The sequence below is a fragment of the Paraburkholderia sp. GAS82 genome, from assembly GCF_050436285.1.
GTDB classification, from domain to species: Bacteria; Pseudomonadota; Gammaproteobacteria; order Burkholderiales; family Burkholderiaceae; genus Paraburkholderia; species Paraburkholderia phenazinium_B.
Map to the genome: position 1 here is coordinate 1 of NZ_JBNDLX010000004.1, position 15821 is coordinate 15821.

The window sequence follows — 15821 nt, forward strand, 5'->3', positions numbered from 1 at the left end:
TGAACCAGTTTGCTATCCTGTTTGGTGAACGCTTCACCATGGCGCGTGGATAACGTTTTATAACTCGCCTCGCACACAAAAATGCGGACAGGTTCTCAAGGAAAGGCCAACACCGCCGCCCCGCAGGCAAAAACCCCCACTCACCCCTTAATTAACAAAACCACAGCCTGAGCCTCAATCCCCTCAGCCCTGCCCAGATACCCAAGCTTCTCATTAGTCTTAGCCTTGACATTAACCCGATCAAGCGCCAGCTTCAAATCCTCAGCAATATTAACCCGCATAGCCTCGATATGAGGCGCAAGCTTGGGCGCCTGAGCAATAACCGTACTATCCACATTCCCAATAGAGAACCCAGCCTGAGCAATCCGCGCGGCACATTCCCTCAACAGCACACGCGAATCCGCACCGGAAAACTTCGCATCAGTATCGGAGAAATGCCGCCCAATATCCCCCAACGCGGCTGCGCCAAACAAAGCATCCGTAATAGCATGCAACAACACATCCGCATCCGAATGCCCCAGCAACCCGCGGTCATAAGGCACCGTCACGCCGCCAATAATGAGCGGCCGCCCCGGTACGAGCGCGTGCACGTCATACCCCTGTCCAATTCTCAAATCCATAGCTCGAAGTCCGGTTATCAACGATGAAACTCTTCAGGAAGCCGCAGGCCGGCTCAAAATCGCCTCGGCCAGATCGAAATCTTCCGGATACGTAACCTTGAAATTGCGCAAGCTGCCCTGCACCAGGAGCGGCGCGTGGCCCAGCCACTCAATCGCGCTCGCCTCGTCCGTCAGATCATGTCCGTCCTGCTGCGCCCGCAAGATCGCCTCGCGCAACATCCCCACGCGGAACATCTGCGGTGTCTGCGCCTGCCACAAGCCGTCGCGCGACTCGGTCCGGGCAATCCGTCCACCGCTGTCCGGCGCAATCCGCTTGAGCGTATCCGCCACCGGCAGTGCCATGATCCCGCCCACCGCGTCGTCCTTGAGCGCATTAACCAGCGTGCGGATCAGGAGAGCCGTGATGCCCGGGCGTGCCGCATCGTGCACCAGCACCCAGTCGTCGTCGTGCGCTCCGAACTCGGCCAGCGCGTGCAGGCCGTTCAGGACCGAGGCCTGGCGTGAAGCGCCGCCGCAGCGCCGTACCGCGAAACGCAAGCCGGAAAAGCGGCGGGCGTCGAAATGCTGGTCCTCGGGGGCGATCACTACCAGCGTCTGCGCGAACTCGCTGCAGGCGTCGAAAGCCGCCAATGAGTAATGCAACAGGTCGCGACCAGCTACAGTGCGATATTGTTTGGGCATCGCGGCGCCGGACCGGCTGCCGGTGCCTGCGCACGGAATCAGAGCAAAAAGACGTGAAGTCACTGGTGCGGACGCCGCGAAAGTCAAAGTAAAGGACGGATTTTATAATAGGTCCTTCGCATCCACGCCATGACACGCGTAAACTTGCCGCTCACGTGTGACCCACCGGCCGCCTTCTCCTCTATGCCAGACATTGCCGCATCATCGCAGTACTCCTCGCCCGTCGCGCTCGTCAAGGCCGGCCAGCGTTTCGCCTTCGACGGTACGCACGGCTCATCCGATGCCCTGCTGATCGCCCGCTATCACCTCGCCTATCGCGAACAGGTGCCGCTGCTCGCCGTCGTCTGCTCGAGCGCCGTCGACGCCCAGCGCCTCACGCAAGAAATCGCTTTCTTCGCTCCTGAGGCGCGTGTGCGCCTCCTGCCCGACTGGGAAACGCTGCCTTACGATACCTTCTCGCCGCACCAGGATCTCGTCTCCGAGCGTCTCGCCACGCTCCACGACCTCGGCGAAGGCCGCTGCGACATCCTGCTGGTGCCCGCCACCACGGCCCTGTACCGCATGCCGCCCGCCTCGTTCATGGCGGGCTACACGTTCTCGTTCTCGCAAGGCGAGCGTCTCGACGAGGCCAAGCTGAAGGCCCAGTTGACGCTGGCAGGCTACGAGCACGTCAGCCAGGTTGTGCGCCCCGGCGAGTACTGCGTGCGCGGTTCGCTGCTCGACCTGTTTCCGATGGGCTCGCCGCTGCCGTACCGGATCGATCTGTTCGACGACCAGGTCGACTCGATCCGCGCGTTCGACCCCGACACGCAGCGCAGCCTCTATCCGGTGAAAGACGTGCGCCTGCTGCCCGGCCGCGAATTCCCCTTCGACGAAGCCGCCCGCACCGCCTTCCGCAGCCGTTGGCGCGAGGTCTTCGAGGGCGACCCGAGCCGCGCCTCGATCTATAAAGACATCGGCAATGGCGTACCGTCCGCGGGCATCGAATACTACCTGCCGCTCTTCTTCGAAGAGACCGCCACGCTGTTCCACTATCTGCCGGCGGGCGCGCAACTCGCATTCGTCGGCGATCTGGAAGCGGCCATCAAGCGTTTTACCAACGACACCAAGCAGCGTCACAGCTTCCTGTCGCACGACCGCGACCGGCCGATTCTCGAACCGCAGCGCCTGTTCCTCTCGGACGCGGACTTCTTCACGTTCGCCAAACCGTTCGCGCGTCTTGTGCTGCCGGCCAGCGCCGGCGGCGGCTGGTCCACGCCGCTGCCGGATCTCGCGATCGACCGCCACGCGGACGATCCGGTCGCGGCATTGCGCAGCTACCTCGATACGACCCAGAACCGCGTGCTGTTCGCCGCGGAATCGGCGGGCCGGCGCGAGACGCTGCTGCAATTGCTGGCTGACAATCATCTACGGCCGTCCTCGAGCGACAGCTTCAACGACTGGTTAACCGGCGACGAGCGCTTCGCGCTCGGCGTTGCTCCGCTGTCCACCGGCTTCGCGGTGCCGGCCGAAGGCATCGCTGTCATCACGGAAACCGAGTTGTACGGCCCGCTCGTACGCCGCTCCGGACGGCGCCGCCAGGAACAGGCGAGCAACGTCGATTCGATGGTGCGCGACCTGTCGGAGCTGAAGGTGGGCGACCCGGTCGTGCATTCGCAGCACGGTATCGGCCGCTATATGGGTCTGGTGACGATGGATCTCGGCGAAGGCGAAACCGAGTTCCTGCACCTCGAATACGCCGGCGAAAGCAAACTCTATGTGCCGGTCGCGCAGCTGCACGTGATCTCGCGCTATAGCGGCGCGGATCCGGAAAGCGCCCCGCTTCACTCGCTGGGCTCCGGCCAGTGGGAAAAAGCCAAGCGCCGCGCCGCCCAGCAGATTCGCGATACCGCCGCTGAATTGCTCAACCTGTATGCGCGCCGCGCGGCGCGCGAAGGTCATGCGTTCGCGCTCGAACCGCGCGACTACGTGAAATTCGCGGAAAGCTTCGGCTTCGAAGAAACGCCCGACCAGGCCGCGGCGATTGCCGCCGTGATCGGCGATATGACGAGCGGCAAGCCGATGGACCGTCTCGTCTGCGGCGACGTCGGTTTCGGCAAAACCGAGGTCGCGCTGCGCGCGGCCTTCATTGCGGTGATGGGCGGCAAACAGGTCGCACTGCTATCGCCAACTACGCTGCTGGCAGAACAGCACACGCAAACCTTCTCCGACCGTTTCTCCGACTGGCCAGTGCGCATCGCTGAATTGTCGCGCTTCAAGTCGACCAAGGAAGTCAACGCAGCGATCCAGCAGATCAACGACGGCAGCGTCGATATTGTCATCGGCACGCACAAACTGCTGTCCTCGGATGTGCAGTTCAAACGCCTGGGTCTGGTGATCATCGACGAGGAGCATCGCTTCGGCGTGCGTCAGAAAGAGGCCCTGAAAGCGTTGCGCGCCGAAGTCGACGTACTGACGCTCACCGCCACGCCGATTCCGCGCACACTCGGCATGGCCCTCGAAGGCCTGCGTGACTTCTCCGTGATCGCAACGGCGCCGCAAAAGCGGCTCGCCATCAAGACCTTCGTGCGTCGCGAAGAAGATGGCGTGATCCGCGAGGCCATGCTGCGCGAGCTGAAGCGCGGCGGCCAGGTCTACTTCCTGCACAACGAAGTCGAAACGATCGAGAACCGCCGGCAGATGCTCGAAGCGCTGGTGCCCGAAGCTCGCATCGCAGTCGCACACGGCCAGATGCACGAGCGCGAACTCGAACGCGTGATGCGCGATTTCGTCGCCCAGCGCGCCAACGTGCTGCTGTGTACGACCATTATTGAAACCGGCATCGACGTGCCCAGCGCCAACACGATCCTGATTCACCGTTCCGACAAATTCGGCCTCGCACAGTTGCACCAGTTGCGCGGACGCGTCGGACGCTCGCATCACCAGGCGTATTCGTATCTGCTGGTCCACGACCCGCAGGGGCTCACCAAACAGGCGCAGCGCCGTCTCGAAGCCATCCAGCAGATGGAAGAACTCGGCTCGGGTTTCTATCTGGCCATGCACGACCTCGAAATTCGCGGCACGGGCGAAGTGCTGGGCGACAAACAATCGGGCGAGATTCAGGAGATCGGTTTCCAGCTTTATACGGACATGTTGAACGACGCCGTGAAGGCACTCAAGGAAGGCAAGGAACCCGATCTCACCGCGCCGCTCGCGGCCACCACCGAGATCAATCTTCACGCGCCTGCAATTCTGCCGGCCGATTATTGCGGCGATGTGCAGGAACGTCTGTCGCTCTACAAGCGCCTCGCAAATTGCGAACATAACGACGCGATCGACGGCATCCAGGAGGAATTGATCGACCGGTTCGGCAAGCTACCGCCGCAAGCGCACGCGCTGGTGGAAACGCATCGCTTGCGACTCGCTGCGAAACCGCTGGGGATTTCGAAGATCGATGCGGGAGAATCGGTCATCGGCCTGCAATTCATCCCAAATCCGCCGATCGACGCGATGCGGATCATCGAAATGGTGCAGAAACACAAGCACATCAAGCTCGCGGGTCAGGACAAACTGCGCATCGAAACGCGCAGCCCCGATCTGGCCGTGCGAGTGGCAACCGTGAAAGAAACGCTGCGCGCCCTCGGCTCGCCGACGCGGGGCACGGCCACCGCAGCGGTACGCTGAAGCGAGCTCCGCGGGGTCAGGCAACCCACCTACGCCTTGTATGCTGCGGCGCGCAAGACGCGCCGCAGCCTGCTATTGCGCGAGCCGGGGCAGCGTTTTTTGGGTATGATCGAAAGACTTAAAAGTCGGAGCTTCGTCATGTCCCACGTCGCTGAATCAGCGCCTTCCGCGCACACAGCCGCATCGTCCACACCCGCCGCCTCGTCTTCCACGTCCCCTGCTTCGCTTCCCTGGATCACGCGCCTCGTATCAATGGATACGGTCAGCCGCAATCCGAATCTCGGCCTGATCGAAACCGTGCGCGACGAATTGCGCGCAGCCGGCGTCGAAAGCACGCTCACGCACGACCCCAGCGGCAAATGGGCCAATCTGTTCGCCACGATCCCCGCACATGACGGCGAGACCAATGGCGGCATCGTGCTATCGGGTCACACGGACGTGGTGCCGGTCGACGGTCAACAATGGGACAGCGATCCGTTCAAACCGGAAGTGCGCGACGCCAAACTCTACGGCCGCGGCACCTGCGACATGAAAGGCTTCATCGGCGCCGCGCTCACGCTCGTGCCCGAAATGCAGCGTACGAAACTCGCCAAGCCGATTCACTTCGCGCTCTCGTTCGACGAGGAAGTCGGCTGCGTCGGCGCGCCGCTATTGATCGCAGACCTGATGAAACGCGGCATCAAACCGGACGGCTGCATCGTCGGCGAGCCGACCAGCATGCGCCCGATCATCGCGCACAAAGGCATCAACACGTACCAGTGCTGCGTGCGGGGACAGGCGGCGCATTCGTCGCTGACACCGAAGGGACTGAACGCAATCGAATACGCTGCACGGCTGATCTGCTACATCCGCGATATGGCCGATCAGTTTCGCGAGCAAGGCCCGTTCGACGAACTGTTCGACGTGCCCTTCAGCACCGCGCAGACGAGCACCATCGTAGGCGGCAACGCGATCAACACCGTGCCTGCGGAATGCCGCTTTCAGTTCGAATTCCGCAATCTGCCTACGCTCGATCCGCAGTCGATTTTCGCGCGCATCGATCAGTACGCACGCGAAACGCTGTTGCCGAAGATGTTGCGCGAACATCCGTCCGCAGCCATCGAGATCTCGAAGATCGCGGCTGCCCCTGGCCTCGACTCGTCGGAGCAGGCAGCGATCACTGAACTGGTACGCGCGTTGACCGGGGACCAGGACAAACGCAAGGTCGCTTACGGCACCGAAGCGGGACTGTTCTCGCTGGCGGGCATTCCGGCCATCGTATGCGGCCCCGGCGACATCCAGCAGGCGCACAAGGCCAACGAGTTCGTGGCACTGGAACAGCTGGTGGATTGCGAACGCTTCCTCGCAAAGTTCATTCACAGCATGTCGGTGGAGGCTCTGACTTGAACTGAAGCAGGCCGCGCGACTCCAAAGACTAAGAACGGACGACTTCACCCCACGCCATGTCCACCGCTACGCCTCAGCACACCGACCATACGATCGACGGCGAGCCGATCCCGACGCTCGACGACATCGCCTCGCAGCATTTTGCGTTGACGCCGTGGGTCGCGCGCACGCCGGTGTTCGACAAGCTCGATTTGCCATCGCTGGAAGGCACGATGGTGAACTTCAAGTTCGAACTGCTGCAGGCGGGCGGCAGCTTCAAGACACGCGGTGCGTTCACCCATCTGCTCGCGCTCGACGAAGCGCAACGCAGTGCCGGAGTGACTTGCGTATCGGGCGGCAATCATGCGGTCGCGGTCGCCTATGCGGCGATGCGCCTCGGCATCAGCGCCAAGGTCGTGCTGTTTCGTTCCGCCAACCCGGCGCGCGTCGCGCTGTGCCGGCAGTTCGGCGCAGAGATGGTGCTGGCGGAGAACGGCGCCGAAGCGTTCGAGATCGTGCGCCGCGTCGAAGCCGAGGAAGGCCGCTATTTCGTGCATCCGTTCAACGGTTACCGCACGGTGCTCGGTACCTCGACACTGGGCTACGAATGGGCCACGCAAACGCCGGATCTGGACGCCGTGATCGTACCGATCGGCGGCGGCGGCCTCGCGGCGGGTGTGTCGACGGCATTACGGCTGGCGAATCCGCGCATCCATGTGTTCGGGGTCGAACCGGACGGTTCCGATGCGATGAGCAAGAGCTTCGCGGCCAACCATACGATCAAGATGGGCCACATGTACAGCATTGCGGATTCGCTGATGGCACCGCACACCGAGCAATACAGCTACGAACTGTGCAGACGCCATATCGACCGCCTCGTCACGGTCACAGACAACCAGTTGCGCTCGGCCATGCTGACGCTGTTCACGCAACTCAAACTCGCCGTCGAACCCGCCTGCGCGGCGGCTACAGCGGCCCTGCTCGGTCCGCTGCGCGAGACGTTGCAGGGCAAACGCGTTGGGGTGCTGCTATGCGGGGCCAACATCGATACGGTCAGTTTTGCAGCGCACGTCGAGCGGGCTCACGCGCTTGAGTCATAGTTTCCGTAGCGCAGGCGCATCCTCAAAAGCACTACCCTATCCTCCCCACGTTGGCTATCATGGCGCCATCGACTTCAAGGAGGAAATCCCAATGAGCATGGTCAAGGAGTTCAAGGAATTTGCCCTCAAAGGCAACGTGATGGATCTTGCAGTCGGTGTGATTATCGGCGGCGCGTTTTCCACCATTGTTAATTCAATTGTCAAAGACCTGATCATGCCGGTCGTCGGACTCGCCACCGGCGGCCTCGATTTTTCCAACAAGTTCATCCGCCTGGGCGAGATTCCGGCAAGCTTCAAGGGCAGCCCCGAGTCGTATAAAGACCTGCAAACAGCGGGTGTGGCCGTATTCGGCTATGGCTCGTTCATCACCGTGCTGATCAACTTCATCATCCTCGCCTTTATCATTTTCCTGATGGTGAAGTTCATCAACAACCTGCGCAAGCCGGCCCCTGCCGAAGCGCCGCCGCCCGCTCCGACGCCGGAAGACGTGCTGCTGCTGCGTGAAATCCGCGATTCACTGAAAAATTCGCCGCGCCTGCCCCAGGCGTAGGTAAGGCATAGGCAAGACGTAGGTAAGCGCGCGGTTAGTGCGAAATTACGTGCAGTCATTCGCCAAAACTTCGCACTACGTGGAATCGGAGGCCGCGGTTTTTTCGGCCTTCACATTCGCCGCGCTCTCGATCAACTGTTCGAGCTGACCGAAATTCACAGGCTTGGTCAGATGCGATGTGAAACCGGCGCCCAGGCAGCGACGAACATCCTCGTCGGTGCCGAAGCCGGTCAAGGCAATCGCCGGCACGTCCGAATGTTCGCGAAACGCCTTGATGAAATCGAGGCCGGTGCCGTCCGGCAATCCGACGTCGCTCACAATCAGATCGAACGTCACCGACTGCGTGGCCGCCAGCGCGTCGGCCACGCGGCCCACCACCGTCACCTCATGACCGAGGCTGCGAATCAGCTGCGCCATCACCTCGGCGGTGTCCACATGATCCTCGATCAGCAGGATCGTCATGACGCCACCTGGGTAGGTCGCAGCGGGTGCCGGGACGACCGCTTCTTCAACAGGCTTCGCGGCCGTCGGCAAGGTAATCGTGAAGGTCGCGCCGCAGTGCGCTCCGGGACTCTGTGCCGTGACCGTGCCGCCGTGCACATCGGTCAGCGCCTTGGTGATAGCGAGACCTAATCCCAGACCGCCGAACTGGCGGGTCATGTTCTGGTTGCCCTGTTCGAACGCGTTGAAGAGCTTGCCGATTTGCTCGGGTTCAATGCCGATCCCCGTATCCTCGATCGAGATCTGCAGGTGCATCCGCTCGTCGCGCGTGCGCACATAGATATGACCGCCGTCCGGTGTGAATTTGGCGGCGTTGCGGATCAGGTTCCAGAGCATCTGCTGCAATCGCGCGCGGTCAGCAAGCACGTAGTGGTGCTGCGCGGCCTTGTCGACATGCACGTCCTGCTGCTTGACCTGAATCTCGCTGCGAAACAGTTCAAGCACGCTGTCGATCACTTCATGCACGTTCACGGTCTCCAGCGAGAGACGCAGCTTGCCGTTCGCCACCCGCGTGAGATCGAGCAGATCGTCGATGAGGCGCGCTTCGAGTTCGACGTTGCGGCGGATCATCAGCACGCACGAGCGCGCCTGGTCCGGCAGGTCCGGTATCATTTCGAGGACCCGCGAGCCCGCCAGCACCGGCGTGAGTGGCGTACGCAACTCGTGCGAGAGCATTGCCAGAAAGCGGTCTTTCGCACGATTGGCTTCTTCGGCGGCGTGCCGCGCAGCCTGCTCGGAAGCCAGCAGCCGTTCATGCTCCTCAATCGCTTCGCGCTGCGAATGAATGTCCGTACAACTGCCAAACCACTTGGTGACCACGCCGTCGGAATCGCGCATCGCAACGATACGCGCGTCGAACCAGCGGTATGCGCCGTCATGGCCGCGAATGCGCAGCTCATGGCGATAGTCCTCGGCCCCGCTCCTGACCGTTTTCAGCCAGCTCTGGCGGATTTCCTCGCGATCGTCGGCATGAACGGCTTCGAGCCACGCGAGGCCGTGCGAATGGCTTTCGTCGAGACCCGTGTATTCGAACCACTGCTTCGACAGAAAATCGCAATCGCCATTGGCGTCGCAGGTCAGCACGAGATGCGGCAGCGCTTCCGACAAGGTACGGTAATGCTGCTCGCGGTCGCGCAGCAGCACTGCTTCGGCCGAAGCCCGCTGTAGTCGGACCTGTGAGAGCGCCCGCTCCACAGCTTCCGGCAGATAGTCGAGGTAGTCGCCGGATTTCGGCACCACGTCCGAGACGCCGGCGCGCAACGCTTCGATCACGCGCGATTCGTCCGTGAACCCGGTAACGAGGATGGCAGGACTGCGCACGCCTTCGGCGCGCAGCCGGCGGAAGAAGTCGAGGCCAGTCTCCGGCCCGTTGAGCTGATAGTCGAGTACGAGCAGGTCCGGCTCGCCGGCCGCGATCCGCTCGCGGGCACTTTCGACGTCCGAACAGAGCGCCACGCGACAACCGGCCCGCTGCAGCGACTTGCGTGCAAGACGCAAGATGCCTTCGTCGTCATCGACGACAAGCACATAATCCGCGGGTGGCGAGGATACGTCTTCGGTCATGCTGGTTCTTTCTATGGCTGGATTTACGCTGGCGGATTTGAGGCCTGTACCGTAACGATAGGTCCCTCAGGATGCCATTAAACGCTGGCCCGGCGGCAGCTTCACCACCTGCAGGAAGAAGCCGAGGCGGCGCACCGCCTCGATGAATGCGTCATATTCGACCGGCTTCGTGATGTACACATTGCAGCCAAGTTCATAGCAGCGCTCGATTTCACGCGGATCGTCGGTCGTGGTCAGGACGATCACCGGCACCGCAGCCGTGGACGGAGAGTCCTTCAGACGGCGCAGCACCTCGAAGCCGTCCACCCGCGGCATCTTCAGATCGAGCAGCACGACGAAGTTCATCAGATCCTGGCGCGGCGGATATTTGCCGGCTACGACCCCACTGGGCGGATCGCCGAAAAAATAATCGAGCGCCTGCTGCCCATCGGAAAACCGCAGAAAACCGTTCGAGATGCCGGCCCGGCGCAAATTGCGCTCGACGAGCGTAGCGTGGCCGTCGTCGTCTTCGATCAGGACGATGCTGACCGTTTCCCCATGTTTCATCCTGCCTCCGTGCCTGCGAATCGCCGGTGCGTGATCAGTTTATTCGTGTTTCATACTTTTCAATTTAAGCGATCCGCGGGGCGGCCCAAGGGCTGCACACGAGAACCGCCTTGCTGCATGACTTGCTGCGATTCGACGCCCGCTTTACAGCCGGGCCGGCTGCTCGGGCAGCACGACGAAAAACGTCGACCCCGCGCCTTCTGCCGATTCCACCCAGACGCGTCCGCCGTGCCGCTCGGCCATGCGCCGCACCAGTGCAAGTCCAATGCCGTCGCCTTTCGCCACTTCGCCGTGCAGCCGCTGAAAGGCACGAAACACTTTGGACATATAAGCCGCCGGAATGCCAAGCCCATTGTCGCGCACATAGTAAGTTCGCGTGCGCAAGACAGGCGGCTCGCTCTCGTCCACAGGATCCGGCTCGCACGCGCCCACCTCGATACGGCCCATGCGGTCCGGATCGAGAAAGTTGAGCGCATTGCCGATCAGATTGCTGAAGATCTGCTCGATCGCGCCCGGGTCGCCCCACGCCGGCGGCAACTCGCGCACGGTGACGGAAACGCCGCGCGCTTCGATCGTGCCGGCTAATCCGTCGACCACGTGCGCCACCACCCGCCCGATACTCACGCGCTGCCACTGATATTCGAGGCGTCCGGCCCGCGAGATCCGCAGCAACGCCTCGATGATCGCGGCTGCCCGCGTCACGGCGGTCCGCAAAAACTGCAGCGATTCGCGCACGTCGCCATCGAGGACATCGGTGAGGCGGCGTTCTTCGGCTTTCGGCAACTGCGCCGCGTCGATCGTGGCGCGCAGTTCGTCGCAGGAAACCTGCAGCTCCTTGGAAAAGCCCTGCAGGTTCACGAGCGGCGAGCGCAAGTCGTGCGAGACGCTGTAGATGAACATCTCGTTGTCCTGGGTCTCCTGGCGCAACTCCTCGTTGACCCCTGCGAGTTCCTTGGCACGCGCCTCGAGCTTTGCCTTCAGGACGGTCTGGGACTGCTCGGCCGCGCGCAACCGTGCGCCGGTCTGGTGCAGTACGGCGTCGAGCGCGGCGATCTCGTCGTTGCCTGAAAGAGGTGCACTCAATGGCCGGCCATGGCCGAGGCGCTCGGCGTTCCCGCTCAGCACCTCGAGACGGCGGCCGATACTGCGGGCGAATACCAGCGCGGTGAAACCCCAGATCAGCATGGAGCCGAGCACGGCCGCGATCAGCGCATATTGCTGGCGAGCCTTGGTCTGGGCGAGCGAAGCGCTGCGCTCGGCATCGAGGCGCGACTCTTCCGCGACGAAAGCATCGAGCTGGTCGCGAAACAGCGCCACCTGGGTCGGCACCTCACCGGCTTCGAGCGCGGTGAATGCGCTCATGCTGCGACCCTCACGCAGGCCCTTGGCGATGGTCTCGGCCTGGGCCCGGTAAGCATCGACGGTAGCGCGCATCTGCTGCACGCGCGTGGCCTGCTGCGGTGTGTCGACGACCAGTTGTTCGAGATGGGTCAGCCGGTCACCCAGATCGACCCATGCCACATGACGGTCGACGAACGTGGGGTCGCCCACCACCATACCCGTGCGAACCCGCGCGGCCTGACGCAGCAGCGGGTCGATGAGCGAAGACGACTGATACAGGATCTGCTTGCTATTGGCGACCCACAGCGCGGCCTGCGCCGCCCGCTGTTGCGTCTCGAAGACGACGCCGAGCAATGCCAGCTCGACGACGCTCGGCATCGCGATCAGCAGGAGACCCTTGGTAAATAGTTTCATGTGCGCCTGGTAGTCTATCCGGACGCCGCACGGTCCAGGCGGCGGGCTGCGCTTTGCCCCCAAGCGGCGCAGGCCGCCGAACCGCCGTAGCGGAACCGGGTCATTATCGACGCGAACCCGAGATATTTCAATCTGCCGCCCTGGAAGCGCTGGACAACATAAAAATGTGTTTTTTTAATGGCGAGGCTCTCCCTTACAGGGCACCTGCGTCTATCATTGAGACAGAAGTTAGAGACTGATGCTGGGGATGCGAAAGCGCGCGGCAAGGCGATTCGGCACGATTCGTGCGGATGGGTGTGAGGCAGACTGATCGTCGAATCACCGTGAATCTGGCATTTTCGTATGCTATAAAAGATCGACGTGCGGCGGCGCGAAGCCGGGAGTGGTCGCATGAGGACGCTGCGTTTCTTGCAATTCTTTTTCAGGCGAATTTTTATGTCCTTCCCGAAAAAGCGTCGGCGCGCGAAGGTGGACGGCGATGAGTCGTTCCTCGCCGTGCTACGGCACTTCAAACCGTTCGGCCAGCTCGACACCAAGATCGCGCGGGCTCGCGCACAAGATGAGCCAGTGCTGTACGCCCATGTGCTGCCAGGTCTCGACGTCCTCCTATGCAGCGTGCGCGGTGCACAGCCGCCCTACCCGGCGCCTGCCGAACTGCGCCGGCGTTGCATTGAATCAATCGCCAATGCCCTGGAACAGCCGCTCGACGGGTTGGAAAACGGTGGTTACTGGTACGAAGCGGACGGCTTCGGCTTCCTCGTATTTGCCAGCCGCGCCCGCGGCCGGATTCTCCCGGAGTTCGGCGCCACCCGTGCGGCGGTAGGCGGTCCACGTCGCGGTGTACGGCGCCAGGATGCCGCTGGCGATGCGACGCCGCGCTCATTGCGCTGAGTCTCTTCTGATTCTGTTATGCGGCGATAAGCGGCGGGCTCATGCTGTCATGAGCCCGCCCGCTTTCCTTCTGCGCTGATGCTGCCCTTCCCGGCGCACCTGTCTCCTGCCTAGCTCCCCTTGTACAAGGCACCGCCATTCGCCGGTGACGCGGCCGCCGGCCTGGCAGCCTTGCTTGCGCTGCTTGCCGCGGCCGGAGCCGGAGCATTCCCATCCAGCGAGATCGGCGCACGCGCCTTTTCCTTCTGCCCCGGCGCCGGCGCAGTAGGCTGCGCGCGCTCGGCCGCCAGCAATTGATTGCAGGGCAGCGGCTTGTTATTGCTCGGCGCAATCAGCGGGATCAGTGCGGCAAACGGGTTGATCAGGCCGAGGCCGACCATTGCGCCACCGCGCAGCGCCAATGCCGTCGCATTCACGCCGACGTGAGGATCCTTGAAGGTGCCTTTCACGTATAGCGGCGAGCGCAGCGAAAATACCCGAAAGCCCTTCGTGTGCGGATGCACGCCCAGGTCCATTGTCTCGTCGCGCATATTGACGTTGCCGTCGATGTCGATCACCGCGTCGTCCGTATCCAGCGCGAAGACACGCGGATTGAGCACGCCGTCGGTCGCCACGAAGTCCGCGGCGGCGCAGTTGATCTTGACGTCAGCCGTGCCGAACAGCTTTTCGTAGACCACGTTGGCCACGTTCAGGCCAGCGGCCTCCATCAGCAAGCGGCTCACCGTGCCGTCGGTGACCAGCGCCTTCACTTCGCCATTCGCCGTTCCGGCGAGCGCCGCCGGCGAATTGCCGGTTGCCGAAAGCGCGGCATCGCCGTTCACTTCGCCGAGTGCGCTTTGCATCGTCTTGAAGTTCGGGAACAGTTGCTTGAGTTTCAGGTGGCGCGCCGCGGTCGAGAAACGGCCCTTCAACGGCGTCGTGCTGCCATCCAGATGAATGTCCGATGAGAGCGTGCCGCCTGCCACGCCGAACGAGAGCGGTACCAGCGAGAGCACGCCGTCCGTCATCACGACGTGGGTGTACAGGTTGGTAATCGGCAGATCCGGATTCTTGATGAGCCGCCGGCCGGTGAATTTGACGTCGGCGTCGATCGCTTTCCAGCGGTCCGTGCGGAACTCCTCGACCGGCAGGGCCTTGTTGGACGGCTGTTTGGTCGCATCGCCACGCTTGGCTTTGCTGGCGTTCGAATCGGCGCCGATCACCGGGGCGAGATCGGAGAATTGCAGCAGGTTCGATACAAGCTCACCCTGCAGTAGCGGCCTTGGCTCGCGAGCCGTATAGGTCAGCGAGCCGTTCAGGTCGCTGCCGCCCACCCGGCCTGTAAAATTTTCATACTTGAAGACGTTGCCGTCCTGCTTGAAATTGCCTACGAGGCGCCCTTCAGTGGCATAAGGCGGCGTGTCCGGCAATGTCACGCCAGTCAGTGAATACAGATGCGCCATGCTGGTGCCCTGCAGCCACAGACGTAAATCGACGGCAGCAAGATGGGCCGGATCCGTGATCGTGCCGACCAGCGCCACATGCAGGTCGCCGGCCTTGACGTCGGCCTGCAGCGGGAACGGCCGGTTCACGTCCTGCAGCGCCAGCAGGCCGCCTAACTTGCCGGTGCCCGATACGGGCGTGTGGTTGTACGACCCCTTGGCGGTCCAGCCCAGGGCGTACGGCGGAACCGGAGGCTTGGCGCCGATGCCTACGCTGCTGGCAGGATTGATCGGCGCAGACGCGACCGACGTCATGGTCGCTTCACCCGCCCCAGGACGGCCAGCCGCCGACGCGTTCGAGCCGGCGCTCCCCGCTGTCGCGGCAGAGGCTTGCGCAGCAGCCGAGGCCGAGCCCGTAGACGACGCCTCCGCAGCCGCCGACGCCGCCGTCGCCTCCGAAGCGGTGATCGCATTCGCCTGAGCGGTCAGCTTGCTCGCCCCCTCCTTGCCAACCACCTGTGCGGAGTCCTTACGGGAGGCCGCTTCCTGTTGTTTCATCACGTCGCCGATCGGGATCGGCTGGCCAAGCGTATCGACCACGACCTGCATGTCGGTCTTCTTCTGCTCGTCCGAATAGGCAATGTTGGCCTTGGCGAATGCAATGTCGTGCAGTTCCAGCTTCCATTCCGACGGCCCAGCAGATGACTGCAGTTTGAACGTCCAATTATTGCGCCCGTCGAGCACCCGTTCGAGGTCAACCGAGGGATTCACCAGATTGATCGCCGGAATCACAATGTCATGCGCGAGCAACGGCAGCACCGCGACTTCGAAGTCGATCTCGTCGAGCGTGGCGAAGTGCGGCTGCTTGGTCCAGTCGGGATTGGCTATCGTGATATTGGCCGCCGAAAATCGTGGCCAGGGCACCCAGCCGCGCCAGCCCGTCTCACCCACCGGATGGCGCCAGCCGACTTTCAGATCGCCCTCGATGACAAACTGCCTGCCTATCGCGTCGCTGACTTTCTGGTCCACCCAGGGACGCGCGCGATTCCAGTCGAAGGTCAGGATAAAAATCGCCAATGCAGCGATCAGGACAACGATGACTGCCAGGAGCCATGCGATGATCTTGCCGATTCGTCCGCCGATCGTGCTCGACACTGCCATGAGT

The 15821-nt window shown here is 62.6% G+C and carries 11 protein-coding genes; 5 read left to right on the forward strand and 6 right to left on the reverse strand.

What is annotated here, in order from left to right; translation table 11 throughout:
- Nucleotides 1-140 precede the first annotated feature (140 nt).
- Both ispF and ispD read right to left on the reverse strand, forming a co-directional pair.
- Complete coding sequence (ispF, locus tag P3T17_RS13530) at nt 141-620, reverse strand: 2-C-methyl-D-erythritol 2,4-cyclodiphosphate synthase (protein ID WP_074264779.1); 480 nt, start codon at nt 618-620, stop codon at nt 141-143.
- Nucleotides 621-653: 33 nt separating this feature from the next.
- Nucleotides 654-1364, reverse strand: a complete 711-nt coding sequence (gene ispD, locus P3T17_RS13535) for a 2-C-methyl-D-erythritol 4-phosphate cytidylyltransferase (protein ID WP_074266091.1) — start codon at nt 1362-1364, stop codon at nt 654-656.
- Between the two features lie 120 nt (nt 1365-1484).
- On the opposite strand from ispD, the gene mfd reads away from it, so the two are divergent.
- The 4 genes from mfd to mscL all read left to right on the forward strand — a co-directional run bounded on the left by mfd (nt 1485) and on the right by mscL (nt 7979).
- Nucleotides 1485-4964 (forward strand): transcription-repair coupling factor, encoded by a 3480-nt coding sequence (gene mfd, locus P3T17_RS13540; protein ID WP_429407228.1) that lies wholly within the window; start codon nt 1485-1487, stop codon nt 4962-4964.
- Between the two features lie 138 nt (nt 4965-5102).
- Complete coding sequence (gene argE, locus P3T17_RS13545; protein ID WP_429407230.1) at nt 5103-6350, forward strand: acetylornithine deacetylase; 1248 nt, start codon at nt 5103-5105, stop codon at nt 6348-6350.
- Between the two features lie 56 nt (nt 6351-6406).
- Complete coding sequence (locus P3T17_RS13550; RefSeq protein ID WP_074264782.1) at nt 6407-7429, forward strand: threonine/serine dehydratase; 1023 nt, start codon at nt 6407-6409, stop codon at nt 7427-7429.
- Between the two features lie 91 nt (nt 7430-7520).
- A complete protein-coding gene (gene mscL / locus P3T17_RS13555; RefSeq protein WP_074264783.1) occupies nt 7521-7979 on the forward strand; it encodes a large conductance mechanosensitive channel protein MscL in 459 nt (152 codons plus the stop codon).
- Nucleotides 7980-8054: 75 nt separating this feature from the next.
- Here the strand turns inward: mscL and P3T17_RS13560 are convergent, their stop codons facing one another.
- From P3T17_RS13560 to P3T17_RS13570, 3 genes are all read right to left on the reverse strand, one after another.
- Nucleotides 8055-10043 carry a response regulator gene (locus P3T17_RS13560; protein ID WP_429407232.1) on the reverse strand — a complete coding sequence of 663 codons (1989 nt, stop codon included), beginning with the start codon at nt 10041-10043 and terminating at the stop codon, nt 8055-8057.
- 66 nt (nt 10044-10109) lie between these two features.
- Complete coding sequence (locus tag P3T17_RS13565) at nt 10110-10589, reverse strand: response regulator (RefSeq protein WP_429407234.1); 480 nt, start codon at nt 10587-10589, stop codon at nt 10110-10112.
- 144 nt (nt 10590-10733) lie between these two features.
- The gene (locus tag P3T17_RS13570; protein ID WP_429288462.1) at nt 10734-12344 is read right to left on the reverse strand and encodes a sensor histidine kinase; all 1611 of its coding nucleotides are present in this window, start codon (nt 12342-12344) and stop codon (nt 10734-10736) included.
- A 390-nt stretch (nt 12345-12734) separates the two neighbouring features.
- Between P3T17_RS13570 and P3T17_RS13575 the strand changes: the two genes are divergently transcribed.
- Nucleotides 12735-13235 carry a hypothetical protein gene (locus P3T17_RS13575; protein ID WP_074264787.1) on the forward strand — a complete coding sequence of 167 codons (501 nt, stop codon included), beginning with the start codon at nt 12735-12737 and terminating at the stop codon, nt 13233-13235.
- Nucleotides 13236-13345: 110 nt separating this feature from the next.
- Here P3T17_RS13575 and P3T17_RS13580 read toward each other — a convergent pair whose 3' ends face one another.
- Nucleotides 13346-15817, reverse strand: a complete 2472-nt coding sequence (locus P3T17_RS13580; protein ID WP_429407236.1) for an AsmA family protein — start codon at nt 15815-15817, stop codon at nt 13346-13348.
- Nucleotides 15818-15821 lie beyond the last annotated feature (4 nt).

Coding starts and splice junctions, on each gene's coding strand:
- P3T17_RS13560 (WP_429407232.1), bottom strand. CDS start 10,043: ATGACCGAAGACGTATCCTCGCCACCCGCGGATTATGTGCTTGTCGTC.
- argE (WP_429407230.1), top strand. CDS start 5,103: ATGTCCCACGTCGCTGAATCAGCGCCTTCCGCGCACACAGCCGCATCG.
- mfd (WP_429407228.1), top strand. CDS start 1,485: ATGCCAGACATTGCCGCATCATCGCAGTACTCCTCGCCCGTCGCGCTC.
- P3T17_RS13580 (WP_429407236.1), bottom strand. CDS start 15,817: ATGGCAGTGTCGAGCACGATCGGCGGACGAATCGGCAAGATCATCGCA.
- P3T17_RS13570 (WP_429288462.1), bottom strand. CDS start 12,344: ATGAAACTATTTACCAAGGGTCTCCTGCTGATCGCGATGCCGAGCGTC.
- ispF (WP_074264779.1), bottom strand. CDS start 620: ATGGATTTGAGAATTGGACAGGGGTATGACGTGCACGCGCTCGTACCG.
- mscL (WP_074264783.1), top strand. CDS start 7,521: ATGAGCATGGTCAAGGAGTTCAAGGAATTTGCCCTCAAAGGCAACGTG.
- P3T17_RS13550 (WP_074264782.1), top strand. CDS start 6,407: ATGTCCACCGCTACGCCTCAGCACACCGACCATACGATCGACGGCGAG.
- P3T17_RS13565 (WP_429407234.1), bottom strand. CDS start 10,589: ATGAAACATGGGGAAACGGTCAGCATCGTCCTGATCGAAGACGACGAC.
- P3T17_RS13575 (WP_074264787.1), top strand. CDS start 12,735: ATGAGGACGCTGCGTTTCTTGCAATTCTTTTTCAGGCGAATTTTTATG.